This is a genomic window from Streptomyces mutabilis, assembly GCF_014649815.1.
Lineage (GTDB): Bacteria > Actinomycetota > Actinomycetes > Streptomycetales > Streptomycetaceae > Streptomyces > Streptomyces mutabilis.
Genome location: NZ_BMTT01000003.1, coordinates 197478 through 223847, shown reverse-complemented (window position 1 = coordinate 223847; position 26370 = coordinate 197478). Strand labels below are relative to the sequence as shown.

General features: G+C 73.1%; 31 protein-coding genes and 1 pseudogene. 13 read left to right on the top strand and 19 right to left on the bottom strand.

The annotated features are described in order from the left end of the window. Nucleotides 1-36 precede the first annotated feature (36 nt). The 5 genes from IE142_RS09230 to IE142_RS09210 all read right to left on the bottom strand — a co-directional run bounded on the left by IE142_RS09230 (nt 37) and on the right by IE142_RS09210 (nt 3965). Nucleotides 37-921 (bottom strand): DMT family transporter, encoded by an 885-nt coding sequence (locus IE142_RS09230; protein ID WP_191885235.1) that lies wholly within the window; start codon nt 919-921, stop codon nt 37-39. Between the two features lie 94 nt (nt 922-1015). After that, nucleotides 1016-1804: a hypothetical protein gene (locus tag IE142_RS09225; protein ID WP_191885234.1), complete on the bottom strand. Its 789-nt coding sequence runs from the start codon at nt 1802-1804 to the stop codon at nt 1016-1018. A gap of 179 nt (nt 1805-1983) precedes the next feature. Then, nucleotides 1984-2256, bottom strand: coding sequence for an SCO0607 family lipoprotein (locus IE142_RS09220; RefSeq protein ID WP_191885233.1), 273 nt, complete (start codon nt 2254-2256; stop codon nt 1984-1986). A gap of 158 nt (nt 2257-2414) precedes the next feature. Beyond that, complete coding sequence (locus IE142_RS09215; RefSeq protein WP_191885232.1) at nt 2415-3368, bottom strand: hypothetical protein; 954 nt, start codon at nt 3366-3368, stop codon at nt 2415-2417. Between the two features lie 39 nt (nt 3369-3407). Continuing rightward, complete coding sequence (locus IE142_RS09210) at nt 3408-3965, bottom strand: DUF488 domain-containing protein (RefSeq protein ID WP_191885231.1); 558 nt, start codon at nt 3963-3965, stop codon at nt 3408-3410. Between the two features lie 143 nt (nt 3966-4108). On the opposite strand from IE142_RS09210, the gene IE142_RS09205 reads away from it, so the two are divergent. Both IE142_RS09205 and IE142_RS09200 read left to right on the top strand, forming a co-directional pair. Then, a complete protein-coding gene (locus IE142_RS09205; protein WP_191885230.1) occupies nt 4109-4678 on the top strand; it encodes a TetR/AcrR family transcriptional regulator in 570 nt (189 codons plus the stop codon). A gap of 36 nt (nt 4679-4714) precedes the next feature. After that, nucleotides 4715-5890, top strand: coding sequence for a GDSL-type esterase/lipase family protein (locus tag IE142_RS09200; protein WP_191885229.1), 1176 nt, complete (start codon nt 4715-4717; stop codon nt 5888-5890). A gap of 3 nt (nt 5891-5893) precedes the next feature. Here the strand turns inward: IE142_RS09200 and IE142_RS09195 are convergent, their stop codons facing one another. The 3 genes from IE142_RS09195 to IE142_RS09185 all read right to left on the bottom strand — a co-directional run bounded on the left by IE142_RS09195 (nt 5894) and on the right by IE142_RS09185 (nt 8418). Beyond that, a complete protein-coding gene (locus IE142_RS09195) occupies nt 5894-6592 on the bottom strand; it encodes a type 1 glutamine amidotransferase (protein ID WP_191885504.1) in 699 nt (232 codons plus the stop codon). A 75-nt stretch (nt 6593-6667) separates the two neighbouring features. Further along, entirely contained in the window at nt 6668-7078 is a 411-nt protein-coding gene (locus IE142_RS09190; protein WP_368857224.1) for an amidohydrolase family protein, read from the bottom strand. Nucleotides 7079-7296: 218 nt separating this feature from the next. Continuing rightward, the gene (locus IE142_RS09185; RefSeq protein ID WP_191885228.1) at nt 7297-8418 is read right to left on the bottom strand and encodes a lipid II:glycine glycyltransferase FemX; all 1122 of its coding nucleotides are present in this window, start codon (nt 8416-8418) and stop codon (nt 7297-7299) included. 233 nt (nt 8419-8651) lie between these two features. On the opposite strand from IE142_RS09185, the gene ku reads away from it, so the two are divergent. Next, nucleotides 8652-9752 carry a non-homologous end joining protein Ku gene (ku, locus tag IE142_RS09180; RefSeq protein WP_191885227.1) on the top strand — a complete coding sequence of 367 codons (1101 nt, stop codon included), beginning with the start codon at nt 8652-8654 and terminating at the stop codon, nt 9750-9752. A 251-nt stretch (nt 9753-10003) separates the two neighbouring features. Beyond that, a complete protein-coding gene (locus IE142_RS09175) occupies nt 10004-10417 on the top strand; it encodes a MerR family transcriptional regulator (RefSeq protein ID WP_191885226.1) in 414 nt (137 codons plus the stop codon). Between the two features lie 38 nt (nt 10418-10455). On the opposite strand, the gene IE142_RS09170 is transcribed toward IE142_RS09175, so the two are convergent. The 3 genes from IE142_RS09170 to IE142_RS09160 form a co-directional block, all read right to left on the bottom strand. Then, nucleotides 10456-11301, bottom strand: coding sequence for an RNA polymerase sigma factor SigF (locus IE142_RS09170; RefSeq protein ID WP_191885225.1), 846 nt, complete (start codon nt 11299-11301; stop codon nt 10456-10458). 148 nt (nt 11302-11449) lie between these two features. Continuing rightward, entirely contained in the window at nt 11450-12376 is a 927-nt protein-coding gene (locus tag IE142_RS09165) for an anti-sigma factor RsbA family regulatory protein (protein WP_191885224.1), read from the bottom strand. Further along, a complete protein-coding gene (locus IE142_RS09160; RefSeq protein ID WP_191885223.1) occupies nt 12373-12726 on the bottom strand; it encodes an STAS domain-containing protein in 354 nt (117 codons plus the stop codon). The genes IE142_RS09165 and IE142_RS09160 overlap by 4 nt, the downstream gene beginning before the upstream one ends. 174 nt (nt 12727-12900) lie before the next feature. Here IE142_RS09160 and IE142_RS09155 point away from each other — a divergent pair, with 174 nt between their 5' ends. Together IE142_RS09155 and IE142_RS09150 are read left to right on the top strand one after the other, a co-directional pair. Next, complete coding sequence (locus IE142_RS09155; RefSeq protein ID WP_191885222.1) at nt 12901-13257, top strand: PRC-barrel domain-containing protein; 357 nt, start codon at nt 12901-12903, stop codon at nt 13255-13257. Between the two features lie 37 nt (nt 13258-13294). Continuing rightward, on the top strand, nt 13295-13459 hold the full coding sequence (locus IE142_RS09150) for a hypothetical protein (protein ID WP_191885221.1): 165 nt from the start codon (nt 13295-13297) through the stop codon (nt 13457-13459). A 79-nt stretch (nt 13460-13538) separates the two neighbouring features. Here IE142_RS09150 and IE142_RS09145 read toward each other — a convergent pair whose 3' ends face one another. From IE142_RS09145 to IE142_RS09135, 3 genes are all read right to left on the bottom strand, one after another. Further along, nucleotides 13539-14102: a Dps family protein gene (locus IE142_RS09145; RefSeq protein ID WP_043384046.1), complete on the bottom strand. Its 564-nt coding sequence runs from the start codon at nt 14100-14102 to the stop codon at nt 13539-13541. A gap of 170 nt (nt 14103-14272) precedes the next feature. Beyond that, complete coding sequence (locus IE142_RS09140) at nt 14273-14878, bottom strand: flavodoxin family protein (protein WP_191885220.1); 606 nt, start codon at nt 14876-14878, stop codon at nt 14273-14275. A gap of 111 nt (nt 14879-14989) precedes the next feature. Next, nucleotides 14990-15205, bottom strand: a complete 216-nt coding sequence (locus IE142_RS09135) for a hypothetical protein (RefSeq protein WP_191885219.1) — start codon at nt 15203-15205, stop codon at nt 14990-14992. Nucleotides 15206-15562: 357 nt separating this feature from the next. On the opposite strand from IE142_RS09135, the gene IE142_RS09130 reads away from it, so the two are divergent. The 6 genes from IE142_RS09130 (at nt 15563) to IE142_RS09105 (ending at nt 20726) form a co-directional block, all read left to right on the top strand. Then, on the top strand, nt 15563-16276 hold the full coding sequence (locus IE142_RS09130; protein ID WP_191885218.1) for a hypothetical protein: 714 nt from the start codon (nt 15563-15565) through the stop codon (nt 16274-16276). Between the two features lie 193 nt (nt 16277-16469). Further along, nucleotides 16470-17087 (top strand): sigma-70 family RNA polymerase sigma factor, encoded by a 618-nt coding sequence (locus IE142_RS09125; protein ID WP_191885217.1) that lies wholly within the window; start codon nt 16470-16472, stop codon nt 17085-17087. Nucleotides 17088-17169: 82 nt separating this feature from the next. Beyond that, entirely contained in the window at nt 17170-17937 is a 768-nt protein-coding gene (locus tag IE142_RS09120; protein ID WP_191885216.1) for a class I SAM-dependent methyltransferase, read from the top strand. A 194-nt stretch (nt 17938-18131) separates the two neighbouring features. Next, the gene (locus tag IE142_RS09115; RefSeq protein ID WP_191885215.1) at nt 18132-18923 is read left to right on the top strand and encodes a hypothetical protein; all 792 of its coding nucleotides are present in this window, start codon (nt 18132-18134) and stop codon (nt 18921-18923) included. Between the two features lie 55 nt (nt 18924-18978). Beyond that, nucleotides 18979-19782, top strand: a complete 804-nt coding sequence (locus IE142_RS09110) for an alpha/beta fold hydrolase (RefSeq protein WP_191885214.1) — start codon at nt 18979-18981, stop codon at nt 19780-19782. A 221-nt stretch (nt 19783-20003) separates the two neighbouring features. Next, nucleotides 20004-20726 carry an FAD binding domain-containing protein gene (locus tag IE142_RS09105; protein ID WP_191885503.1) on the top strand — a complete coding sequence of 241 codons (723 nt, stop codon included), beginning with the start codon at nt 20004-20006 and terminating at the stop codon, nt 20724-20726. A 60-nt stretch (nt 20727-20786) separates the two neighbouring features. On the opposite strand, the gene IE142_RS09100 is transcribed toward IE142_RS09105, so the two are convergent. The 3 genes from IE142_RS09100 to IE142_RS09090 form a co-directional block, all read right to left on the bottom strand. Beyond that, entirely contained in the window at nt 20787-21626 is an 840-nt protein-coding gene (locus IE142_RS09100) for a lysozyme (protein WP_191885213.1), read from the bottom strand. Nucleotides 21627-21729: 103 nt separating this feature from the next. Further along, nucleotides 21730-21984, bottom strand: coding sequence for a hypothetical protein (locus IE142_RS09095; RefSeq protein ID WP_191885212.1), 255 nt, complete (start codon nt 21982-21984; stop codon nt 21730-21732). Between the two features lie 9 nt (nt 21985-21993). Then, complete coding sequence (locus IE142_RS09090) at nt 21994-22317, bottom strand: hypothetical protein (RefSeq protein ID WP_191885523.1); 324 nt, start codon at nt 22315-22317, stop codon at nt 21994-21996. Here IE142_RS09090 and IE142_RS09085 point away from each other — a divergent pair. Then, nucleotides 22286-23099, top strand: a pseudogene (locus tag IE142_RS09085) (cytochrome P450 family protein); the annotation flags it as partial. The gene IE142_RS09090 and the pseudogene IE142_RS09085 overlap by 32 nt on opposite strands. A gap of 24 nt (nt 23100-23123) precedes the next feature. Here IE142_RS09085 and IE142_RS09080 read toward each other — a convergent pair. Together IE142_RS09080 and IE142_RS09075 are read right to left on the bottom strand one after the other, a co-directional pair. Then, complete coding sequence (locus tag IE142_RS09080; RefSeq protein ID WP_191885211.1) at nt 23124-24350, bottom strand: cytochrome P450; 1227 nt, start codon at nt 24348-24350, stop codon at nt 23124-23126. A gap of 126 nt (nt 24351-24476) precedes the next feature. Continuing rightward, nucleotides 24477-26348: a LamG-like jellyroll fold domain-containing protein gene (locus IE142_RS09075; protein WP_191885210.1), complete on the bottom strand. Its 1872-nt coding sequence runs from the start codon at nt 26346-26348 to the stop codon at nt 24477-24479. Between the last annotated feature and the right edge of the window lie 22 nt (nt 26349-26370).

The window sequence follows — 26370 nt, the reverse complement described above, 5'->3', positions numbered from 1 at the left end:
CCTCGTGGTCGCCCAGCGATCTGCGACCACTGTGCCTCAGCCGGTGGCTTCGGGCATCCTGTTCGTTTCGCGCAGATCCGCGCCTCGCCGGGCGAGCGTCCGGACCCCCGCGACGATGAGGGCGACCCCGAGCAACTGCGGCAGGACCCACCAGCCGGCCCGTACCTCCTCGCGGTAGAGGACCACGCCGAGCATGAGACTCACCGCGACGTCCCCCAAAGTGAGGGCGGGCTGGGAAGCGACCAGGGGGCCGCCCTGCATGGCGTGCTCCAGCAGGAGCACCGCGGCCACACCGGCCGCGGCGAAGCCGTACGTCTGCCACGTGGTCAGAAAGCCGGTCAGGCCGTCGGCGTCCAGGACGTGCATGGAGTCCTTCATCAGAGCCGCCGTCAGCGCGTAGCACACCGCGGTGGCCGCACCGAGGCAACCGGCGCGGACCTTGCCGACGGGGCGCCTGAGACCGGCCGCCGCCAGCAGCACCGCCGCTCCGGCACAGGCCACCAGCGTCGGCAGCCACCGGTCAAGAGGCACGTCGTCCCGGCCGGCGTCCGGCGCGGCCGACGCCAGCGCGACTCCCAGTCCGACGACCACCCCGCCCACGGCCAGCCACAGGGAGGGGGCCAGATGGCGGCCGGTCATCAGCGAGGCCAGCAACATCGCCAGCGGAAGCTCCAGCACGAACAGCGGCTGTACGAGTGACAGCGGCCCCGTCGCCAGGGCCACCGCCTGCCCCGCACCGGCGACGACCACGGCCAGCATGCCGCCGAGCCAGACCGGCCGCCGCAACAGGTCGACGACGAGCCCCGGGCGGAAACCCTGGGACTGGGGCACGGTCAACGCCGCCCGGCGCTGGAGCACGGTGGCCAGCGCGTTGCTGAACGCGGCGAGGAGCGCGAAGAGCACCGGCAGTACAACACCCATCCACCGATACTCGCCCCGTTCTCCTCCGGCCGCGCGCGGCCGCACGGCGAGGGAGGACGGGGTCACCACCCGGCGGTGCCGGGTGCCGCGGCCGTCAGTCCCGGTCCTGTGCGGCCGGCGTCTTCGCCCCGGCGTCCGGCTGCTTCGCCGCCTCGGGCACGTCGGTGGCGGTGTAGTAGACCGAGGTGCCCTGCTTGGTGCGCTGCGCCTGGTTCCTGGCGACGAGCCCCTCGAGAGTGGTGCGCACGACCGTGGTCTTGATGGTGCGTTCCGAGTTCGCCCGACCGAGTGCTGTGGCGACCTCGGCGGCGGAGCGCGGCTCACTCTGTTCGGTGAGGTGGGTGCGCACCAGCTCGACCAGTGTGGGCTGGGCGGCGGCCTGCTTGGCGGGCGCGGTCCCCGACGACGGCTTCTTCGCCGCGGGCTTCCCGGCGGCCTTAGTGGACGACTTCGCGGCCCGCTCGGGGGCGGACTTCGCGGCCGACCTCGACCTGGTCGCGGACTTCGCGGCCGGCTTGGCACCCGGCTTCGGGGCGGCGGCGCGCTTGGGGGCGGCGGCGGCCTTGCGGCCCCGCGTCCGCTTGCCGGCGGCCGGCTCCGCGGCGGCGCCGTCACGGGGTGCGGGCACGCCGGCCGAGTCGGTCGCGGCGGCGGGCTCCGGCGCGGTCGCCGGCTGGGACTGCGCCGAGGTGATGCCGAGCGCCTGCTGCATGTTCACCAGCAGGGCGTGGTCGTGCTGCAGCGCGGCAAGCTGCTGCTGGAGGGCGGTGATCTCCGCGCCGATGCGTTCCTGCTCCTTGATGTTGCGCTCCAGGTCGTCGGTCACCTGGACGCTGTACTGCGAGGCCAGTTCGGTGGCGGGCTGCGTCGTACTCTCGGACATGCTGTTGACTCTCCTCGATTCGCGGCCGTGAAGGCTCGGGAGGAACGTTGGGACATCGGGCGCGGGACATGGGGACCATGTCCGATCGGCGCCCGGCCGGTATACCACGTATGGCCGTCACCGTGGTATGTCCCGCCTCATTTCCTCGTGTGTGCGTTCGGATCGCGAACACCCCCCGCTCACTGACCCTCGGGCACCTCCACGATGTTCCCGTCCTTGTCTACGGTGTGCGTCTGCCAGTAGGTGTCCCACTCGTCGCCGACGTGCTCGGGCACCTTGCCCTTTGGGTAACGGGTGTAACCCTCGGGCGGTTCCTCGCCGTTGGGGACGCACGCGCTGCCGGTGCCGCCGACGGCGAGGACCGGGTACTCGCCACCGCCGCAGGTCGCCTCCTCCGTGGAGCAGCCGGTCAGCACCGCGGCGGCCGCCGCGCAGGCCAGTGCGAGCCCCACGACGGGCCATGTGGCGTTTCGCTCTCCGCGTACGGCTGACGGACTGTGAACTCGGCCGACGACGTGCACGTTGGGCTCCCTCTGGACGGCTGACACGGCAAGCCTCCCCCGACGGGAGGGGCGTCTCATGAGTACGGGTACTCAGACGCGCGGGCGTACTACTCGACCCGGCCGGACTTGACCCGGCCGGCCAGACGATCCACCTTCTGTGCCGCCGCATGCGCCTCCCGTTCGGCCCGGTCCAGGGCATGAGCCGCCACGCGTTCCCGTTCTTCGGACTCCCGCTGTTCCCGTTCGGCCCGCTCCAGTTCCTGTCGCGCCTGCCGCAGCCGCTGCTCGGCCCCGGACATCTCCTCGCGTGCCCGGTGGAGTTCGTCGCCGGTCCGTCGCAGCGAGGCGTCGGCGTCCGCGTGTTCCGCCCGTCGGTCACGCGCCTGCCGCGCGGCCCGTTCCGCGGCCTGCTCGGCACGGGTGAGCTCTTCCTGCCGTTTGCGGCGCCGTTCGGCGAGTTCGTCTTTCGCGCGGCCCGGGGGAGGCGCTTTCGGCCGGGAAGGCCGCTCGCGTGGCGCGGGTTCGGCCGGGACGGTGCCGGAGGGGAACTCCGACGGCGGGGTGAGGGCGCCCTCCAGGTGCCCGCCGGCCCATCGCGCGGCCGCGTCCGAGTCCGCGAGGACGGCTTGCAGGGTCGACTCGACCTCCCGCCGCGCCGCTTCGGACAGTCGGTGCCCCGCCTCGTCGGCGAGTTCGGCGGCCTGCCGGGACAGCGCGGAGACGACGGTCCGACGCTGCGCGGAGAGCTCCTTGAGACCGTCGGCGTCCAGGGTGCGGTACGCCTCGCGCAGCGCCTGCCCCAGGTCCAGGAACCGCCGGCTCTCCTCCGGCCGGAAACGTGTCAGCAGGTTCGCCGCCCAGGCCGCGAGCGTGGGCCGGCGGGCCGCGCGGATGCGGCGGGCGTCCTCCCCGCGGCCCGCCGCCCTGGCGGCCGCCGCGTGTTCCGTGCGGCGCGGGACGAAGTCGGACGGCGGCGTCGTGTAGAGCTCGTCGAGCACCGACTCGACCGACTCCGCGTCGCGGTCGTCGTCCGCCCCGCGGTGTCCGTCCTCGCGCCGCATGGTCCTCCGCCTCCTTTCTACGTGTGTGTGCTCCGGCCGCTACGACCGCGCGTGTCTCGCCGCCGTCTCCTCGTCGTCGTACACGAGGAGTCCGTCCGTCCGCAGCCGCGCCCCCGGGGTGGGGGAGTGGGCCGTCAGGCGGCCGTCGTGCATGAGGTGCTCCACGGGGGTGTCGCGGGCCAGCACGGCGAAGTCGGCGATGAGACGCCGGTGGCACCGCCACCACACCGCTTCGCCGCACATCACCGCGGTGCGTTCCCGCGCCGCCCGGTCCAGCAACTCGTCCATGGCGGTGACGAACTCCGGAGAGCGGGTGTGGCCGGCGTACCCGCGGAACGACACGTTGCGCCACACCACGTCGGGCGAGTCCGGCGCCGGCCTCCGGAAACCGCCCAGCCGCTGCTCCCACCGGTAGGCGAACCCCTCCTCGGGCAGCCACCGGGCGAGCCGTTCCCGCAGCAGGTCGGCATCGCGGCGGCTGCCCGGCGCCGTCCTGACATCCACCACGGCCGAGACACCGGCACCCCGCAGCAGCTCGGCCAGTGCGGCGCGGCCCGCGGTGCCGTGCCCGAACGTGACCAGGTGAGGACGGGACATGTGGTCGGAGTCCCCTCGCCGCGCGCGCTCAAGCCCCCTCGGCGCGGACGCGCGCCGACGCCGCAGAAAACGGGGCCAGGCCACAGGTTGCCTAAAGGATTTAGGTAAATGCATAATAGATTCAGGTAAACGGAGGGATGGTTATGGTTCGGGTGGGGCTGACCACGGAACGCCTGGTGCGGGCGGGCGCGGAGCTGGCCGACGAGGTCGGCTTCGACCAGGTGACGGTCTCCGCGCTGGCCAGGCGGTTCGACGTCAAGGTCGCGAGTCTCTACTCGCACGTGCGCAATTCCCAGGACCTCAAGACCCGCATCGCCCTGCTCGCCCTGGAGGAACTCGCCGACCGGGCCGCCACGGCCCTGGCCGGAAGGGCCGGGAAGGACGCCCTCGCCGCCTTCGCGGACGTCTACCGCGACTACGCCCGGGAGCACCCCGGCCGCTACGCCGCGGCCCAGCTGCGGCTGGACCCCGAGACGGCCGCGGCGAGCGCGGGCGTCCGCCACGCGCGCATGACCCGCGCCGTGCTGCGCGGCTACGACCTGACGGAACCCGACCAGACCCACGCGGTGCGGCTGCTGGGCAGCGTCTTCCACGGCTACGTCAGCCTCGAGACGGGCGGCGGCTTCAGCCACAGCGCCCCCGACACCCAGGAGACCTGGACCCGGATCGTGGACGCCCTCGACGCCCTGCTGCGCAACTGGCCCACATCCTGAACCCCGTACCGAGACGCCACCCCGGCCGGAGACGACATGCACAGCCAAGACGACTGGATCACCACCCCGATCACCCCGGACCTGGTCCGCGGCGCCCTCGACCTGGAGCGCACCGAGCACGGTCTGCTGCCGCACCGGCTGCCCGCCCGGGCCCGCGCCCAGAACACCGACGGACAGCTGGCCATGGCCGAGTCCCAGCCCTCGGGCGTACGTCTGGCCCTGCGCACCCGGGCCACCGTCCTCGAACTGGACACCCTGCCCACCAAGCGCGTCTACGCGGGCGTTGCGCCGCGCCCGGACGGCGTGTACGACCTGCTGGTCGACGGACGTCCGGCGGGTAGCGGCAGTGTCGCGGGCGGCAGCACCCTGACCATCGACATGACCACCGGAACGGCGTCCGTCGAGCCCGGCCCGGTCGGCACCCTCCGCTTCGCGGACCTGCCCGGGGGCGACAAGGACATCGAGATCTGGCTGCCGCACAACGAGACCACCGAGCTCGTCGCCCTGCGCGCCGACGCCCCCGTCGAACCGGCCCCGGACGCGGGCCGCCGGGTGTGGCTGCACCACGGCAGCTCGATCAGCCACGGCTCCAACGCCGCGAGCCCCACCACCACCTGGCCCGCGCTGGCCGCCTCCCTCGGCGGCGTCGAGCTGATCAACCTGGGCCTGGGCGGCGGCGCCCTGCTCGACCCGTTCACCGCGCGGGCCATGCGTGACACCCCCGCCGACCTGATCAGCGTCAAGGTCGGTATCAACGTGGTCAACGCCGACCTCATGCGTCTGCGCGCCTTCGGCCCCGCCGTGCACGGCTTCCTCGACACCGTCCGCGAGGGCCACCCCACGGCCCCGCTGCTGGTCGTCTCACCCGTCCTGTGCCCCGTCCACGAGGACACCCCCGGACCGCTCGCCCCCGACTTCAGCGGGGTCGCCGATGGGCGACTGCGCTTCGTGGCCACCGGCGACCCGGCGGAACGCGCGAGCGGGAAGCTGACCCTGAACGTCATCCGGGACGAGTTGGCCCGGATCGTGGCCCAGCGGGCGGCCGACGACCCGAACCTGCACTACCTCGACGGCCGTGAGCTGTACGGCGAGGCCGACGCGGCCGAACTGCCCCTGCCCGACAACATCCACCCGGACCCCGCCACCCACCGCCGCATGGGCGAACGCTTCGCCGAGCTGGCCTTCACCGGCCACGGCGCCTTCACCGGCTGATCGTCAGCTCCGTACGACGCCGGCGAAGCGCCGGGCCACCTCGCGCCAGACGGCCTCGGCGGCAGGCTCGTCGCGCTCCGCCCGGCGGCACAGCTCCGCCGGGTCGAGCCCCCGGGCCCGAATGCGCTCCGGGTCCCACGACCGCATCCGGTCCGCACCCGCCTCCGGGTGGAACTGCACGCCCCAGGCCCGGTCACCCATCCGGAAGGCCTGGTGGGCGCAACGCTCGCTCTCCATCAGCCAGACGGCGCCCGGTGGCAGGGCGGTGATCGCGTCGACATGGTGCTCGATGGCCGTCACCCGCTCCGGCAGCCCCGCCAGGAGCGCGTCGTCGCCGGCCCCGGACCGCAGGGTGAGCGGGGTGCTGCCGAACTCCGGTGCGCCGTGCTCGCCCCGGACCGTGCCGCCCGCGACATGGGCGAGGAGCTGCCCGCCGAGGCAGATCCCGAAAACGGGGGCACCCCGCTCCAACGCCTCGGCGACCAGCGAACGGGTGGGCGCCAGCCAAGGCGCGCGGGCGTCGTCGTCGGGCAGGTAGCCGCCCCCGAGCACCATGACGCCGTCGTGCGCCAGGTGCCGGGGGAGCGGCGCACCGGCGTACGCGTGCACCACGTCCAGGGACAGCCCGTCCGCGTCCAGCCAGTCACCGAACCGGCCCGGCCCGCCACCGGGACCGTTCTGCACCACCAGCAGCCGCGACATCGCCCACCCCCGCCTCATGCGCTCGGACAGAACCTGACTGCCCGGCGCATGGTGGTCCGCAACCCTCCGATCGCGTCACAGACTCGCGGCACGGTGCGTGGGGTCGCCGTCGAGGAGCGTCGACAGCACCGGAACGCCGGCCGGTTCGGTGGCCGGCACGGTGAGCGGGTCGGCGGCGAGCACGGTCAGGTCGGCGCGGTGACCGACGGCGATCCGTCCGGTTTCGTGCTCCTCGCCGGCCGCGTAGGCCGCGTTGACGGTCATGCCGCGCAGCGCCTCCAGCGACGTGAGGGCCTGCTCCGGGCCGTGCGGCGCCCGGCTGAGGTCACGGGTCGGGCGGCGGTGGCGGGCGTCGGCCATGACACCCAGCGGCGGGTACGGAGCGATGGGCCAGTCGGAGTCGAGGGCCACGACGGCGCCGGAGTCGTGCAGGTCGCGGCAGCGCCAGGCCCGCGAGGCGCGCGGTTCGCCCAGGCGCCGCTTCACACGGCGCCGATCGCGGGCCCTGGGCGGCGTGGACCTCGCCCTGCCGGCCGGCCTCGCCGTCGCCTAGTCGCTCCACGCTCTCCTGGCGCGCGGTGGGAAATACCGGGCGCGGGCGGCCTGACACGGAGTACGGCCCCTCGGATGCCCGATGGGAAAAGCGTCTTCGGCGGAATCGTCACCGAGCACCGCGCCGGGGAGTCCCGGCCGCTCCCGGAGGTTCAGCGCCGCGACAGGTAAAGGCCCAGCGCCTTGTGCAGCACCTTGTTGAGCGGGTAGTCCCACTCGCCGAGGTACTCGACGGCCCGACCGCCGGCGCCGACCTTGAAGCGCAGCAGCCCGAGCAGGTGGTCGTCCTCGTCGAGGGTGTCGGTGATGCCGCGGAAGTCGTAGACGGACGCGCCGAGTTCCAGGGCGTCGCACATCATCCGCCACTGGATCGCGTTGTTGGGCTGCACCTCGCGCCGACGGCTGGTCGAGGCACCGTAGGAGTACCAGGCGTGCTCGCCGACGGTCAGCATCGTGGCCGCCGCGAGCACCTCACCGTCGTGGTGGGCGAGGTAGAGCCGCATGCGGTCCGGGTCCTCGGCCGTCAGCGCCGTCCACATCCGTTCGAAGTAGTCGAGCGGTCGCGGGACGAATCGGTCCCGTTCGGCGGTCTCGACGTACAGCTCGTAGAACGCCTTGAGGTCCTCGCGGTCGCCCCGGACCACCTTGACGCCCGCCTTCTCGGCCTTCTTGACGTTCCGGCGCCACTGCTGGTTGAAGCCGTTCTGCACCTGCTCCTGCGACCGTCCGGCGAGCGGCACCTGGCACACGTAGCGGGGCTGCCCGGCGGCGAAACCGTCCTTGCCGCCCGGTTCGCTGCGCCGCCAGCCCATCCGGCGCAGCCGCTCGGCGACGGCCTCCGCCCCGGGCTCCCGCTCGGTGGGCTCCACGTCTCCCAGCCGCCGGGCCGCCGGGTCGGCGATCGCCGTCTTGACCGCCTCGGCGCTCCAGCGCCGGGCCACCACCGGTGGCCCCATCTTCACCGAGAAGGCACCCCGCCGCTTCAGGTGCGCGAGCATCGGCTCGAGCCACCGTTCGAGGTCGGGCGCGTCCCAGTCGATGACCGGGCCCTCGGGCAGATAGGCCAGACACCGCTTCGACTTCGGCAGCGGCCGCAGCAGCACCAGTCCGGCCCCCACCAGGTCGCCGCGCTCGTCGAACCAGCCCAGGCTCTCCGCCCGCCAGTCCGGCTTCACGTCACCCCACGCGGGGGTCTGCAAGTGGCTCACGGACGGCCGGGCCGCGACGAAGCGCAGATGCTCCTCGCGGGTGATCGGCTTCAGGTGACAGCTCATGGGTGGTGTCCCTCTGTTCGGCTTCGGCATCGGCAGCGTGAGGTGGGGGAGACGGCCGAGGGCGCAGGCGCGGTCGGCCTCCCGCACATCACAGGGAACCCCGACGGTGGCCGATCCGCGCGCTGTCGCCCCGCCGCCCACCCGTGTGCTGCGCCCGGCGCGCGGGAGAGAGTGCCCGGTGTCAGCCTGGAGGGCCAGGGTGGTGCGGGCGGGACGGACGGGAGCGGACAGCCATGGCACGCGCGATCTGGACAGGCGTGATCACGTTCGGGCTGGTCTCGGTGCCCGTCGGCCTCTTCACGGCGACCGAGGACCACACCGTCCACTTCCACCAGTTGCAGCGCGGTACCTCCGACCGCGTCCGCAACCGGCGGGTCAACGAGCGCACCGGCGAGGAGGTCGCCACCGGCGACATCGTCAAGGGCTACGAGGTGGGCGATGGCGAGTACGTCGTCGTCGAGCCTGACGAACTGGACGAGATCGCACCGGGCCGCTCACGCGCCCTGGAGATCACCAACTTCGTCGACCTGGACCGGATCCCACCGGTCTACTTCGACCGCACCTACTACGTGGCCCCGCGCGGCAAGGAGTACCTCAAGGTCTACGGGTTGCTGCGCACCGCCCTCGCCGAGGCCGGGAAGGTCGGCATCGCCACCTTCGTCATGCGCAACCGCCAGTACCTGACCGCGCTGCGTGCCGAGGACGAGGTCCTCGTGCTCCAGACCCTCCACTGGGCCGACGAGGTCCGCGACCCGGTCCGGGAACTGCCCGAGCTGCCCACGGGCAGGGCCGGCCGGGGCAAGGAACTCGACATGGCGCTGCGCCTCGTGGACGCCCTCAGCGGCCCGTGGGACCCCGCCCGCTACCAGGACACGTATCAGGAGAAGGTCCGCGAACTGGTCCGGGCCAAGGCGGAGGGCAAGGAGGTCGCCGTCGCGGAGGAGGCGCCGCGGGCCACCGACGTCGTAGACCTGATGGAGGTGCTCCAGGGCAGCCTGGAGCGGGCGAAGGGCACGGGCGGCGAGCAGTCGGCCGGCAAGGCGAAGGGCGCCGGGGACGGGCGGGCCGGCAAGGCGAAGGGCGCCGAGGGCGGGCGGGCCGGGAGGAGAAAGGGATCCGGGGGCGAACGGCCCGCCGGCGGATCGAAGGCCACCGGCCCCTCCCGCGGGAAGCCGCCGAAGCGCGGTGAACTGCGGGAGCTGAGCAAGGCCGAGCTCTATCAGCGGGCCACCGAGCAGGACATCGCGGGACGGTCGAGGATGAGCCGCGACGAGCTCATCGACGCCCTCACCGGAGCCGGCGGCGGCCGTCGGCGCAGAACGGCCGCCGCCTGAGCCTCGACCGGCTCAGTGGCTGTCGCCGGACTTCCCGCCGAGCCTGCCGTGGAGGTCGGCGCGTGGTTCGTCCGACCGGTGATCTCAAGGGCTGCCCGTCGTGCTCGGGTGCACCCCTGCGGCAGGACGGGGCGCGTGGAAAGGACGCGTGAGCGCCGCACGACCACAACTCTACCCTGACGTTAGAGTTGAGATGGGCGGGCCGCCGGGAGGCGGCACCGTCAGGAACGAGCAGCGTCAGGAGCGCCGGCGTGAACGGCAAGCACATGCAGATAGGCGAGGTCGCCACCCGCACCGAGTTGTCCCTGCGCACCATCCGGCACTACGAGGAGACCGGCCTCGTCGTCCCCTCGGCCCGTTCCCAGGGCGGCTTCCGCCTGTACACCGACGCCGACGTCTCCCGGCTGATGGTGATCCGCCGGATGAAGCCGATGGGCTTCACCCTGGACGAGATGCGGGAACTGCTGGCGGCCACCGACCGGCTCGACACCGGCGACCTGACCGACGCCGAGCGCGAGGAGTGCCTCGCACGGGTGCGGGGCTTCGAGGAAGCGGCCCGGCAGCGGGTGGCCGATCTGCGCACCCAGCTGGCCCGGGCCGAGGAGTTCGCGGGCGCGCTGCGCGAGCGCCTCGCGCACAGCGACGCGCCGGCCGGAACGCCGTAGGGCGTACACGGGCCGACGCGTGAGGGGGCCGTCCGGGCTCAAGCGGTGCTGAGCATGCCCTCCCGCAGGCGGGCCAGCAGGCGGGAGATCAGCCGGGACACGTGCATCTGCGAGACGCCGAGGCGTTCTCCGATGTCCTTCTGGGTCAGCTCCTCGACGAACCGCCAATGGATGATCTGCCGGTCACGCTCGTCCAGCTCGGCGATCATCGGGGCGAGCGAATGGAAGTCGTCCACGAGCGCGAGCGTGGCGTCGTCGGCGCCGATGAAGTCCGCCAGGGCCGACTCCCCGTCCTCGCTGCCGCCGATGGCCGCGTCCAGCGAGGCGGAATTGTAGCCGTTGGCCGCGAGGCGGGCCTCGACGACCTCGTCCTCGGGCAGGCTCATCAGCTCGGACAGTTCCTTGGTGGTGGGGTTGCGGCCCAGCCTGCTGCGCAGTTCCTCGGTGGCGCGGGCCAGCTGCACCCGGGCCTCCTGGAGCCGCCGCGGCACGTGCACCGCCCAGGAGGTGTCGCGGAAGAAGCGCTTGATCTCGCCGACGATGTACGGCACGGCGAACGAGGTGAACTCGACCTCACGGGTCAGCTCGAACCGGTCGATGGCCTTGATCAGGCCGATCATGCCGACCTGGACGATGTCCTCCATCTCCTCCGGGCCGCGGCTGCGGAAGCGGCCGGCCGCGAAGCGGACCAGTGACATGTTCATCTCGATCAGCGTGTTGCGCGTGTACTGGTACTCGGGCGTGCCCTCCTCCAGTACCGTCAGCTGCTCGAAGAACAGCTTCGACAACTCCCGCGCGTCCTTGGGCGCCACCTTGGACGGGTCCGCGACCTCCGGCATGCCCGTGGTGGTGTGCGCGATGGTCTGTGCGGTCGTCGTCGCCATTATGTGCCCTCCCAGTCGATCGGCCCCCGTCACCGTCGGCTCACCCGCCGACGACAGTCCGCCTACCCCGGGCCATGGCTCTCATGCCTGCCCGACACCGACCGGATCGACGAGACGTCACAGACCCGCACAGAAGGGGATATGAGGGTCACAGGCGCACATAGAAACGGACAGTGGTGCCTTCTTCCGCCGTATGTGTCCGGACCAGATCGGCGACGTGATGCACGAGCAGCAGTCCACGGCCGCCGATCTGCCCCGGCTGCGGGGGCCGGCGCCCGGCGAGCGGATCGGTCAGCCGGCCCGCGTCGCGGACCTCGCACACCACCTGTCCGGCCTCGGCCCACACCGCGAGCGTCCCCTGACCACCACCGTGGACCACGCTGTTGGTGGTCAGCTCCGCCACCGCCAGTTCGACGTCCTGCAACCGCTCGGACAGCCCGAGGGACCTGGCCCGGTCGACGGCGAAGCGGCGCGCCTCGGGCAACTCCCCGGTACCGAAGCCGAGGACGGCGGCGCCCGGCGCGGGCCCGAGCGGCTCGTTGTACCGGGCGACCACCGCACGCCAGTCGTAGGACCCGCTGGCCCGCTCGCGTCCCCGGTCGATGACCGTCGGGTGGGTGACCAGGGCGTCGGCCAGGACGTCCGCGTCCAGCCGGGTCGCGTCGTACGGGCACAGGATCGTCGCCGCACGGCCCGCGAACGCCTCGTTGATCAGCGCCTCGTGCTGCGCGCACGCCGGGTACTCCGCCGCGCTCCGCCCGGCCCAGACCGGCTCGCCGATGATGCGCACCCGTCCCCGGGGGTGCCTGTCGGCGAACGCCCGGAGCACACCGGGGATGATCCGCCCCGGGTTCCGCCCGGCCTCCGTCATGTCGAGGAAGGAGATGTCCCGCGCGTCCGCGCCCAGCCCCGTCCGGATCAGCTCGAGGTTGCGGCCGGGCACCGCCACCGCCACCGGCTCGCCGGCGGCCAGCCCCTCCCGCACGAACGTCACCGTCCGGTCGGCGTACTCGTCCTCGGAGCCGTAGAACAGCGCCGGGTGCGAGAAGGTCTCCTCGATCACCACTGTGCTCATCGCGGTGCCACCTCGATCCGCTGCAGCGACGGCCAGAACAGCCGCAGCACCCGGGGCAGTTGTGGCGGCGGCTGCTCCACGACGACCCGCCCGCCGGGCAGGTTCATGGCGGTGACGGCGAGCGCCGCCACGCCGGCCACGTCGACGAACCGCACGCCGGACAGTTCCACGTAGGACACGTCGGCGTGCCGCCGGGACAGTTCGGTGAGAGCGTTCTCCCAGGACCGGCGGGTGGTCACGCCGATCTCTCCGCTGGCACGGATGCCGGGGCGGCCGGACAACGGACCCACCTCCAGCACGGCCCCGCCCCGCTCCCGGGACGGTCCGCCCGTGGGGCCTGTGGCATCCACACTCGGTCTCCTTCGGAAATCCGCCGGGTGTCCGTCCGCGTCCCGGGTGCCTTCTCCGGCCAGGCAGCCTATCGCGAGGTGGGCGCCGTACGCCGGACTGGGGACAACACATGCGACGGGGGAGCGAATCGGGGAACAAGACAGTGAGCGCGTCCTCGGAAGGGAAGGCGAACCATGTTCGAAGCCGACAACATCCGTGACTGGCGGGGCCAGGACGTCGTCGACAGCGGCGGCCGAAAGATCGGCACCCTCGAGTCCATCTACTTCGACACCACCACCGACCGGCCCGCGTTCGCGGCGGTCACCATCGGGCTGCCGACCCGCCGGCGTCTGGTGTTCGTTCCGGTCGACAAGGCCACGGTCGGCCCGGGCTACCTGAAGGTCACCTACGACAAGAGCGTGGTCAAGGACGCGCCCGGGATCGACCCCGACGGCGAACTCGCGGCCGAGGGGGAGGGCGCGGTCTTCGCCCACTACGACCTGCCGTACGAGCAGGGCAGCCGGGGAGAGCGCAGGCTCGGCCGGCGCTGAACCGTCCGAGGAGCCTTCCCGAGGGGAGACGACGACCATGAGCCTGATCCTGCTGCTGTTGCTGGTGGCGCTGGTCCTCGGGGTGATCGGACTGGCCGCCGGAGGGCTGTTCTACCTGTTCGTCATCGGCGTCGCGGTGCTGGTCGCCGACCTGATCCTCGTCGGGGTGCTCATCGGGCGCCGCGGACGGCCCGGGCGCTGAGCACGTACCCGGGCGCGCATGCGGGGGCCGACCGTCGGAGCCGGTGCGGCGCGGTCGGCCCCGTGCGGGGCCCGGTGTCCTAGCCGAGTTCCGCCCCGCGCTCCGCCGCCTCGGTCTCGGAGGTCGCGGTGCCCGTGGCCAGGGTGCCTCCGGCGCTCTCCAGGTGGGCCCGCACGAACCACTGGAACTGCTCCAGATCCCTGAGCTGACCGATCAGGAGGTCCTCAGTGGCGGGGTCGATCTTCCCGGCCTCCTCGGCCGCCGCGCGCATCCCCTCGACCACTCCGGTGTAGACGATGTCGAGCGCGCCGAGATGGGCGATGGCGTCGGCCCGTCCGATGGAGTAGTCGTCCCACTTCCGTTCGGAGACCAGGGCCCCGGGCGTGCCCTGCGCCACCCCGCCGAGCGCGGCGATGCGCTCGGCGACGTCGTCGGCCATCTCGCGCACCTGGTCGACCTGAGGGTCGATCATCTCGTGCACCGCGATGAACTGCGGTCCCACGACGTTCCAGTGCACGTGCTTGAGGGTCAGGTGGAGATCGTTGAGGGCGTGCAGACGCATGCGCAGCACGCCGATCAGCCGCCCGGCGGCCTCGCGCTCGATGCCGGGGACCGTGTACTTCGGGGTCAGGTCGTGCGTCATGGCGGACTTCAGCTCCTCATGCGGTTCGTACGTCGTTGCACGTGCACGAATGCCCCGCATCGGCGACGGCAGACGTGCACGGCCGTGGAGGACGGGTATCCCACGCGGGGCGGGCCAATCTTCCGCGCCCCCCGCCGTGCCTTCCGGGGCGGGCGGCGACGAGGGCACCGTCAGGACGGCGGGGCCGGCAGCGGCATCGCTGCCAGCGCGCGGGCCGCGTGGACCAGATTGGACGCCATCGCCCGGCCGGTGGAGGCGGACCAGTCGTGTCCCCGGTCGTCGTCCAGGTAGTCGGGGCCGGGGCCGGGGCCGAGGTGCCAGTAGGTCCACGCCTGGCCCGGGACGGTGTAGCCGATGTCCGTGAGCGCCCCGCTGATCTCGCTGATCACATGGTGGGCGCCGTCCTCGTTCCCGGTGACCAGTACACCGGCGACGCGGTTGTAGGCGACGGGACGCTCCTCGTCGTCGGTCTCGGACAGCATGGCGTCCATGCGTTCCAGGACCCGCTGGGCGACCGAGGACGGGCGGCCGAGCCAGGTCGGCGACGCGATGACCAGGATCTGCGACGACAGCAGCTTCTGGTGCACGCCGGGCCAGTCGTCGCCCTCGCCCATGTCGGTCTCGACCCCGGGTTTGAGATCGAGGTCGACGGCTCGTACGACGTCCACCTCGATGCCGTGGCCCTTGAGCGCAGCGATGACCGTGCCCGCGAGGGCCTCGGTGTTCGAGGGCCGGGGGGAGGGTTTGAGGGTGCAGTTGATGACGAGTGCGCGCATGCCAGTCCCTGTTCCCCGCGAGGCGGCTCGCGACCGTCGTACGGCGACAGCGTTCACCCGCCCGGCCGCACGGCGGTGGCGGGCGGGTGCGATGCGGTGCGGCGGGGGCGCTCAGGGCGCCGCGATGCCGTCCAGCCTGCCCCGCTTCGCGTCGTCGACCAGTGACGAGAACTGGTCGACGCTCATCTGCACGCGCTGGCCGAAGTCGTCGGTCAGGACGATCCGTTGCTCGGCGGGGGCGTCCGGATCGACGAACAGCTGGGGGCAGCCGCAGTCGCAGTTGCCGCAGAACGTCGCGACGGGCTCCAGCCCGTGAGGTTCGGTCATGCTCCTTCGCCTTCCGTGGGGAACGAGTGACCGCACCGGCGGTCGTGGGGACTGCCGGTGAGATACCCGGTACGGCGGACGCGGACGCCCACCCTGCGCCCGACGCGGGAGCACGGCGGACGGCCACCGTGCGCCGGTGCACCCCGCTCCGCCTCCGCCGCCTCGACTTCCACGGGGACATGCCGGGAACCGGACGGGCCCGCCGTCCGACCGTACGTGCGTCGCGACACGGCGTGGTCGCAACGACGGGGTGACGGGGTATGGCGCGGGTCACGCCCATCGGATTGAGTGGGAAGCCGGACCGGAATCCGTACTCACCGGTGATCACGGAAGCCCGGATGCGAGGATGAGGCCGCCATGAGAGCAGGGTGGTGCTGTCGCACGGTGCGGGCCGCGGTGTTCGCGGCCGTCTGTGTGCTGCTCGCCGCCCTGGGCCACCTCCTGATGTCCGGTGCGGCGGTGCCCTGGTGGGCCGTGGTGGCGGGCGCGTCGGCGTCGGGCGGAGCCGCCTGGTGGCTAGCCGGCCGGGAACGCGGCCCCTTCGCCGTCGTAGGGCTCGCGGTGGCAGCCCAGGCCGTCCTGCACGCCTCCTTCTCGCTCGCCCAGGCGGGGGCGCACCTCGGTGCCTACGGCGACACGTCCCTCGTAGGCCGGTGGCTGGACGTCCTGCTGTGCCGGATGCCGTCGGGGCCGGGCGCTGCGCCGATGCCCACGGGCGCCGCCGTCCACGGCGGCCACGCCGTGCACCCCCCGCACGATGTGAACGGCGCGGACGCCGTCGGTCACGCCATGGGGAGCATGTCCCCGTCGGGGATGCTCGCCGCCCACCTGGTGGCCGCGCTGCTGTGCGGACTGTGGCTGGCCCACGGCGAGCGCGCCGCCTTCCGCATCGTGCGGTCCCTCGCCGCCCGGCTCGTCGCTCCGCTGCGCCTGCCGCTGCGGCCGGCCGCGCCGCCGCACCGGCCCCGGGCCGGTCACCGCCGGGCAGCCTCGGACCGGGCACCGCGCCGTCTCTCCACCGCCCATGCGATCACCTCCAGAGGGCCGCCCGCCGGGGCCGCTGTCGCCTGACGACAGCAGGCTCCCCGAGGCCGCCGGCGAACCGCCGAGCCGTCGAGTCGACGGCGCCGCGCCCCGGGCCCCGGCCGCGCGCTCCGACGCCCGGCCGTAACCCCGTCACCGGTCCTTCCGTGCCGCCTGCCCGTCCCGCACGGGCGAGCCCGCCCGGAGGCCGGACTCCCGATCCCGACAAGGACGGACACAGGTGATCACTCCTGCCCTGCCCCCTTCACGCCGGCAGCCGGACACGGACGCCGAGGAGGCGTCCATCACGGCCTGGGCGCTCGCCGCGGGCGCCGGCGACCCCGACGCGGTCGAGCACTTCGTGCGCGCACTGCACCGGGACGTCCACCACTACGTGACGTTCCTCGGCGCCGACCCGCAGAGCGCCGACGACCTCACCCAGGACACGTTCCTGCGGGCCCTCGCCAGCCTGCACCGCTTCGAGGGACGGTCCTCGGCCCGCACCTGGCTGCTCTCCATCGCCCGCCGCGCGGTGGTCGACAACATCCGCTACAACTCCTCCCGGCCGCGGCCGGCGGCCACGGACGACTGGGAGTCGGCCGCCGAACGCACCCAGCCGCGCGGTCTGCCCGGCTTCGAGGACGGCATCGCCCTCGCCGACCTGCTGGCCACACTCCCCGACGAGCGGCGCGAGGCGTTCGTCCTCACCCAGCTGCTCGGGCTGCCGTACGCGGAGGCGGCCGATGTCAGCGCGTGCCCGATAGGGACGGTGCGCTCACGGGTCGCCCGCGCCCGTACCTCCCTCATCGAGTGGCTGAACGACGCGGAGCGCCCCGTGCCGGTGACCACCGCCGCGTGACGGACCGAGGCGGGGACGGGCCGGGTGACCCGGTGCGCCGCGCCCGTCCCCGCCGGGCCGCACTTCGGCTACCGTCGGCCGCATGGCTGACGAGTGCTTCCGGCATCCGCGGCTCGCGGCGATCCACGACGCCCTCGACCCCGATCGCGGCGACCTGCTCCCGTACCTGCGCATGGCGGAGGAGTTCGGGGCGCGGCGGGTGCTGGACATCGGCTGTGGCACAGGGGTGTTCGCCCTGCTGCTGGCCGACCGCGGCATGGAGGTCGTCGGCGTCGACCCCGCGGGCGCGTCCCTCGCGGTGGCGCGCAAGGCGGGCGGTGACCGGGTGCGGTGGATCGAGGGCGACGCGACCTCGCTCCCGGGGCTGCGGGCCGACCTCGCGACCATGACGGCGAACGTCGCGCAGGCCATCACCGGGACGCGGGCGTGGCACGGAACGCTGCGCGGTGCCCACGAGGCACTGCGGCCCGGAGGACACCTGGTGTTCGAGACCCGGGACCCGGCCCGGCGCGCCTGGGAGGAGTGGAACCGCGAGCGGACGTGGCGAGTCACGGAGATCCCCGGCGTCGGCGCGGTGGAGAGCTGGTGCGCGCTGACGGAGGTGCGGTGGCCGCTGGTGAGCTTCCGCTGGACGTACGTCTTCGCCTCGGACGGCGAAGTGCTGACCTCCGACTCGACGTTGCGCTTCCGCGAGCGGCACGAGGTCGAGGCCGACCTCGACGCCCGGGGATTCGTGCTGGAGGAGGTGCGGGACGCCCCCGACCGCCCGGGCAGGGAGTTCGTCTTCGTCGCACGACGCCCCGGGACCGGCCGGGACACGGGGCACGCCGCGCGCGTCGGTCCCGGCTGACGCGGCACCCGGCCGAGCCATGGGCGGTCGGTGTTCCGTCGGGGCCGGCACCGGAAGGGCGAGCCGGAAGCCCCGCGGGCACCCCGCCGCGCCACGGGCCGCCACCGCCCCGTCGGAAACCGGCAGCCGGCCCGGGCCTCTCCCTGCCCGGTGGAGCCCGTGACCCGGCGCTCCCGGGCGGCCATCCTGACCGCATGGCCCGCTTCCAGCACACCGTGACGCTCGCCCCCGTGCCCCGCCGCTGGCTGGAGTCGTGCCTCGGCATGCTCCACGACCTCGCCGAAGGCACTGAGGCCGACGGAGCGCTGCTGCGGCTGCCCGACGGACGCCTGCTGCCCGATCTGGTCCTGGACCAGGGGCGCCATCTGCGACCGGGCGCTCGCTACCGGGCCACCGGCGCGGAGGACGGCCGGCCGGAGACCGACCCGACGGTCACGGTGCTCGCCTGGGACCGCCGCCGCGAGACGGCATTCGAGATCGTCACGCAGGACGACGATCCGGCCCACCGCGCCCGGCTGGTCTGCGTGCTCGGCATCAGGAGCGTGGCCCGGCCGCGCGAGGCGTGGCTGGCGGCAACGCTGCGGACGAGCGGGGGCAAGGGGCCGAGGTACCTCGGCGGCACCGGACGCCTGCACCTGGACCTCGGCGACTGGTGGCCGTCGGCGTCCGGACGCGGCCGCCCGTCCCGCGCGCCGCTGAGCGGGACCGGGACGCACGCACTCGCCCGCGCCACCGTGACGGCCGTGCCGCGACCGGCTCCGGACGGGCGCTGGCGGGTGACCGTGAAGGCGCGCCTCAGGGGCCGTTCCTTCGCGCGTCCCCTCCTTCCCGTCGTGATGGCCGTGGTGGGACGCCGCGCGCACCGGGCCTTCGCCGAGGCATTGGACGGTGCCGCCGAACAGTGGAACGCACAGGTACCCGGGCTGGTCCACAAGGAAGGGGAACTGCTGCGGGCGGAGTTGGCCCGCGCACTGCTCGCCCCTTGAGACGTCCCCACGCGCCGGCCCCCTGCCGGTCGCGCCCGCGAATAGAGTGCCTGGAATGAACTCCACAGCCGTGCGCGGCGCCACGATCGAGTACGACGACTTCGGCCCCTCGACGGGGCTACCGCTCCTGCTGATCCACGGGCATCCCTTCGACCGCACCCTGTGGGCGCCCCAGGTGATGCCCCTGACGGCGGCCGGATACCGGGTGGTCACCCCGGACCTGCGCGGCTACGGCCGCAGCAGTGTGACCCCCGGCAAGGTACTGCTCGCCGACTTCGCCGACGACCTCGCCGCGCTCCTCGACCACTTGGGCATCGAGCACGCGGTGGTCGGCGGCGTATCCATGGGCGGCCAGATCACCATGGAGTTCCAGCTGCGCCACCCGGAGCGGGTACGGGCGCTCGTCCTGTCCGACACCTCGGCACCCGCGGAGACCCCGGAGGGCAGGTCGTTCCGCAACCGGCTTGCCGACCGGCTCCTCGCCGAGGGCATGGACGGTTACGCGCACGAGGTCATCGACAAGATGCTCGCCGCCTACAACGTCACCGCCATGCCGGACGTGGCCGCCCGCGTCCTGAAGGCGATGTGCGCCACCGACCCCGAGGGTGCCGCCGCGGCGCTGCGCGGCCGGGCCGAACGCCCCGACTACCGGGACGTCCTGGCCTCCGTGGAGGCACCGGTCCTGATCGTGGTCGGCGCGGACGACGTCTACACCCCCGTGCCGGAGGCCGAGGCCATCCAGCGTCTCGTCCCGCACTCCACCCTGGTCGTGATCGACCGGGCAGGCCACCTCCCCGGTGTCGAACAACCCGAGCGCTTCAACGCCGCGCTGCTGCACTTCCTGGCCACGCGGCTGTGACCGCCGGCGTCGGGCGGTCCGGCCGGACCGCGACGTCCGGGACTCGTCGTGCATGCCCGGCGCCCCCGTGGTGCTCCGGGGCGCAGAGGGCGCACATAGCCGGTGAGTGAGCCCTGTACGCGCCCCCGCGGCGGTACGGACAATGCGCAGTGGCCGTGATCACGCGGCGGGGACGCGGCGTCGTCGTACCGCCGCCCGCCGGGGAAAGCAGGTCGATCGCCATGCTGTTGCATCTGCCCACAACCGTGTCCGAAGTGCAGGAGTGCATGGCGGAGGGAGCGGTGCCCATCGGCGGGGCCACCCTCGTGTGGGCCGACTGGCAACGGGACGGCTTCCCCGCGCTGGCCATGTCGCTGCGCGACCTGCCGGAGGCGACCGTGATCGAGCCCGAGGCGCTGGGGGCCGCCGTGGTTCTGCACCGCATCGACGACCGCGTGCCCGAGGTGTTGCGCCGGGCAGCCGGCACGGTGGGCACCGGAGCCGTACGCCGGACCGCCACGGTCGGCGGCAACATCGTCGGCAGCAGCCTGCGCTGCCTGCTGCCCGCCGCCCTGGTGCTGGACGCCCGACCCACGGTCCTGGGGCCGGACCGGGCCTACGAGACCGACCTGGCGGAGGTCGTGGCCAAGCGTCACCTGCTGCTCGGTCTGCGCTGGCGCACGCCGGCGACCAGCGGCTACCGGAAGGTGCCCGCCGAGGCCGGCGGCCCGCCGCCCCTGGTGGTCGCCACCGCCGTGCACGCCGACGACGAGGGCCGGCACCACCTCCGGGTGGCCGTCCGCGACGGCTACGAAGTGCTCAGCGAGTCCGCTTCGTGCGACGAGGGCGCCGATCAGGTGCTCGGCGCACTGGAGCGCACGGACATCGGCGCACTGCGTTCCGCGGCCCGGGACGTGGTGCGGGAGCAGGTCGCCGACATCCTGGACTCCCTCTCCGACCGCTGAGCCGAGCCGGCCGCCGGCCGCCGGTCGCCGGCCGGCGGGACCGGCGGCCGGCGTACGACGTCAGCCGTTGGCCAGTGCCTTGACGCGGTCGAGCGCCCCGTTGAACTTGTTGTGGTCCCCGACGGTCGGCCCCGACGAGGTGTACTGCCACATCGTGTGGAAGTCCCACCCGGCCGGGAGCTCGCCCACGCTCGAGGCGTACCGGGCGACCCACAGCGGGTTGGTGTCGCCGAAACCGCTGTAGTTCCCGGTGCACTGCTTCCACCAGTTGGTGGAGGTGTAGATGGCGGCGTGACGGCCGGTGCGCTGCTTGTAGCGGTCGAGGAAGTCGCCGATCCAGTCGACCATCTGACTCGCCGTCCTGCCGTAGCAGGTGGCGCCGTACGGGTTGTACTCGATGTCCAGCACGCCAGGCAGCGTGCGGCCGTCCTTGGACCAGCCGCCGCCGTGGTCGACGAAGTAGTCCGCCTGTGCGGCACCGCCGGCGCCGTCGGGGATCCCGAAGTGGTACGCGCCGCGGATCATGCCGGTGTCGTACGAACCGCCGTACTGCTGGGAGTAGTAGGGGTTCCGGTAGGACGTGCCCTCGGTGGCCTTCACATAGGCCCACTTCACCCCGCTGTTCCAGAGGGTGGACCAGGCGACGTTGCCCTGATGGCTGGAGACGTCGACGCCCTCGGTCTGGGCGGCCCGCGTACCGGCGGGCACGCCTTGGACGCCCTCGTGGGCCAGGACGCCCATGCCCATGTGGGCGGTGCCGCGGACGGGTGTCACGCCCGTCCCGTCGGCCGACGCGGGGACAGCGGACAGGGTCAGGAGGAGTGACTGGGAAGCGAGGAGGACGCCCGACGCGAGCAGGCGGCGTGAGTGGCGGGACGCCACGGCTATGGGTTTGCGCATGGCACCCATCCGATCCGCTGTCCCGCCCGGCCGCATCCCACAGTCACCCAGACGGTGTTGGCAGGCCGGGTGCCGAGCCCCAGCGGCTCGTCACGTCGGTTGGTCAGCGCCCGACGCTCATGCCCGAGGCGACAGCGGGGCCCCACGAAACATGCGCCCCCCGCTGCCCCGGAGCGGCGGCCGGAACGACGGCCTGACGCTCCGGCCCGCCGCGCCGCGGCCCCCCGCACCCCGCGCACCACGACGACCAGCGCGCCCCCGCGGCCACGACCAGGGCGAGCACACCCAGCAGCGCACGGTCGGAGACCCCGTCCCCGAGCCCTGACATGCGCTGCTCCCAGGCGAACTCGGTCTCCACACCCGGCAGCTACTCGATCATCACGACGGGCGCGTCCGGCTTCCCCGCGGCGTACGGGGCGCCGGCGCCCCGGCGGGCGAGCGAAAGCAGCGCGGGATCGGCGGGCGGGGCGGCGGACGGCGCGTCCGAGGCCGAAGTGGTGGCGGGGCGGTCGGCGGACTTCCCGCCACCGCCCAGCGCGACGGCGGCGACGACGGCGGCCCCGAGGACGAGGGCGGCCAGGACCACCCGCAGCCGGCGGCGCGGCGCCGGGCCGCTGCCGGTGGCGGAACTCGGCCGGGGCTCCTTGGGCAGGCGTATGCGGCCCTTTGCCGGCAGCGGCCGGGAGCTCATGCGGGACCACGCCCACGCCCTGCCGATGCGTGCCGCCGTGCGCATGTGCGGCATGCCGCACAGCGGCGACGGCACCCGGCAGCTCGTCGAGGACCTGCGCGTCTCCCTCGACGCGGCGGAGGGCGACGACCCGGTCGCGGCCTGCGCGAGGGTGGGCGAGCGCATCCACCGGCTGGTGCGCCGGACGCGGGAGCGGCCCGGACCCGACGTCACCTCGCGGATACTGACCCACCCGGCGGGCTGACCGACGAGGAGACGGTCCAGGACCTGATCTCCGTCGTCGCCGCCCAGCAGCCCACCGCCAACTGGATCGGCAACACCTTCAGCCTGCTGCTCACCGACGAACGCTTCGCCCTCAACGTCTCGGGCGGCCGGCTCAGCGTCGGCGAGGCGCCGGACGAGGTGCTGTGGCTGGAGACGCCCACGCAGAACTCCATCGGCCGCTGGGCCGTGAACGACACCCAGCTCGGCGGCCGGCCGATCCGGGCCGGCGACTGCCTCGTCCTGGGCCTGGCCGTGGCCAACACCGACCCGCAGTTGTGGCCCCGAGGCGCACGTCGGCGCCGAGGACTCCGCGCACCTGTCGTTTCAGCGACGGTGAGCACCGGTGCCCGTACCCGGCACCGCTGCTCGCCGACGTCATGGCCCGCACGGCGGTCGAATCCCTGTTGGGACGCCTCCCCGACCTGGTATTCGCGGTGGACCCCGACGAGCTGACCTGGCGGTCCTCCATCTGGATGCGTGGACTGACGTCCCAGCCGGCGCTCTTCACGCCCGTGGTCCCCCGACGGCCGGGCGACGCTCGCTCAGGCCGCGGCGGGCGTGAACCGCACCGGCAGCGACTGCGGACCCCGGGTGAAGACCCCCCGCTCCACCAGGTCGAACCCGTCGGCCGGCCGCAGGTCGGGCATGGCGTCCAGCAACTGACCGACGCCGGTGACGACCTCGGCCTTCGCCAGCAGTGCCCCCACGCAGAAGTGCCGCCCGAGGGCGAACGCGAGGTGGTCGGCGGCGGCCGAGAACGCGGTCGTGGTGGTCAGGTCGTCGCGGAGGATGTCGAAACGGTCCGGATCGCGGTAGCGGTTCTCGTCCCGGTTGGCCGCGCCTATCAGACAGGTGACGGTGGCGCCCGCCGGTACGGTCCCGCCGCTCAGCTCCACCTCGGTCGCCGTCTGCCGCATGATCATGTGGACGGGCGGCGTGTAGCGCAGCGTCTCGGCGAAGGCACGGGGGATCAGGCTGCGGTCCTCGCGCACGGCCGCCAACTGCTCCGGATGGGCCAGCAGGTTGGCGAAGATGCTCGCTATGGCCTTGTCGGTGGTCTCGCCGCCCGCCGCGAGCAGCAGACTGCAGAACGCCTTGATGTCCTCGTCACTCATCCGCACGCCGTCGACCTCGGCGGCGCACAAGGTGGACAGCAGGTCGTCACCGGGGTTCTCCCGGCGCTCCCGGATGATCGGGAACATGTACTCGGCGAACTCCACCCGGGTGCGCGCCCCCGCCGCCGCCACCTCGGGGTCGCCGGAGAGGTTGCCGAGGAAGGCGATGACCGTCGTGTACCAGCCATGGAAGCGGTCGTGGTCGGCCTTGTCCAGGCCCAGCATGTCCGCGATGACGTTGACGGGCAACCGGGTCGCGTAGTCGGTGACCAGGTCGGCGCGGCCGGTGTGCCGGAAGGCGTCGATGAGTTCACGGGAGTTGCGCTCGATGACCGGCAGGAACTTCTCCTGCAGCTCGGCGCCGCGGAAGGCCGGGGCGACCAGTGCCCGCCGGACCGCGTGCTCGCGCCCGCTCAGCTGGAGGATCGTCCTGCCGTGCACCGGCTCGATCTGCCAGTCGTAGTTCTCCGTGGTGAACTGCCCGGCGAGGTCCTTGAAGACGCGCTCCACGTCCTCGTAGCGCGACACGATCCAGCTCTGGGTGGCCTCGTGCAGGATGAGCGGCGCGCTCTCGCGCATCACCCGGTAGGCGGGGTAGGGATCCGCCGCGAACTCGGGGGAGAGGATGTCGGGGACCTGCTGGGCGGTGGACATGGGGCTCCTCGGTCGACAACTGCCTTACGGACTCAGGCTATTGGCGACCCGCCGGGCCCGACAGGCCGCGCGGGCCGCTCGGTGCGTCCCGCGCGGGCGAGTCGTCTCCCGCCCCGGACGCCGGTGTCAGTCGAACGGGGTGAGGAAGTCCCGGGTCCGCAGCGGCCGGTCGACGATGCGGGTGTCGCCGATCCAGCCGTAGAAGCCCTGGCCGAACTCCCCGTCGAACTGGGTGGCACCCAGGACGAAGGGCTTGCCGAGGGTGGCGATGCCGGTAGAGGGCGCCGTCGGATTGCGGGCGATCTTCGAGCCGTCCACGTACACGACGGTGCGGCGGCCGTCGTTCACGACGGCGACGTGCATCCAGCGGCCCACCGGCACGGCGTGGCTCCAGGACGTGGGGTCCGCGTCCTGGCGGTGCGGGTAGACGACGAACTGGAGGAACCTCTCCGGTGACAGGTTGAGGCTGCACGTCGGTTCCAGCGGGGACCAGCCGGTGGTCTTGCCCGCGTCTCCGTTGCGTCCCTCCCAGCTGAGGATGCCCATCCAGCTGTGATCACCCTCGAACGGCGCGGGGAGCCGTACGAACGTCTCGATGGTGTACCCGCGCAGGAACTTCTCGCTGTTCAGCGGAGCTCGTCGGCCGGTACGGAGGACGGCGCCCCGATCCGGACCCTTGCCGCCGTCGAACCGGAGGCTGGCGTGCGAGGGCTGGCCTGGATGGTGGTCCGGTGACCAGGTGAGGGCCTCGGGGCCGCTGGAGTGCAGACGGCCGACGGTGAGGTCGTTGCCGTGACCGGAGAGGTCGCGCACGACGGAACCGTCCGCGACCGGGCCGCCGTCCGGGGCGGTCGTCATGCCGGAGGCGTCGAACCGCCAGTAGGCGACGGTGCCGCGCGGCATCACGGCCGAGGCGGGCCGCGGCTTCGGCGGCACGACGGGGGAGAAGCCGCGGAAGCGGTCGTCGAAGTCGATGCTCAGGCTGAACCGGTCAGCGGCGCCGGTCAGTTCGACCGTCTCGGCCTCCAGCGGGGTCCGCCGGGCGGGATCGCGGGACAGGAACCAGGGTGCGAACGTCTCCACGTCGATCACCCCGCGCACGACGTCGAACCCGTAGGTGCGGATCATGCCGGCGCCGCCGTAGTAGCGGTCCTGGTAGTTGGTGATGTGGATGTGGACATCGTTGTCGGCGTCGTTGCGCAGGACCGTACGGCCGGGCGGCCAGTAGTGTCCGCCGAGCGCCAGGAAGATCTGGTCGTTGCCGCGGATCAGACCGTCCCACAGCCGCTGTCCGTTGCCGGAGAGCCGGGCCGAGCCCTCGTCGTCCGCGAAGGCGAGGTCGTGCGTGGTGAGCACGGCGGGCAGGGTCGGGTGCGCGTCGAGCACGCCCTGCGCCCATACCGTGCCCTTGTCGCTGATCCTCCAGTCCAGCGCGAGGACCAGCCAGTCGCGGCCCGCGGCACGCACGACGTGGTAGCTGTTGTAGCCGTCGGGCGAGGCACCCTTGAAGGTCGGCATCGAGGCGTAGCGCCCGGGCCCGAACTCCCGCAGGTAGGCGGAGTCGCCGCGCTGGTCGTCCGTCGACGACGGGATGTCGTGGTTGCCCGCCAGAACGCTGTAGGGCACCTTGCCGTGCAGTGTGCGGAAGGTCTGGGCGGCGCGGCGGATCTCGTCCTCGGTGCCGTGCTCGGTGACGTCGCCGAGGTGGGTCATGAAGGCGATGTTGGCCTCGGACCGGTCGGCCACCAGGTAGCGGAAGGTCTCCCGCAAGGGAGCGGGGTCGGTGCTGTCCGCGTCGAACAGGTACTGCGTGTCCGGCAGGACGGCCAGCGTGAAGCGCGGGCTGTCGGTGTCGAAGCGCCGTCCGCCGGACACCTCCGCGGCCTGCGCGGGTACCGCTGCCACGGTTCCGGTCGCCGCCGCGGCCACCGAGCCGGCCACGGCCGCTCTCAGCACCGTGCGTCTGCCCGGGTTCTCGTGCTGTTCCGTCGTGCTCATCTGCCCTCCAGGAGCGGGAAGT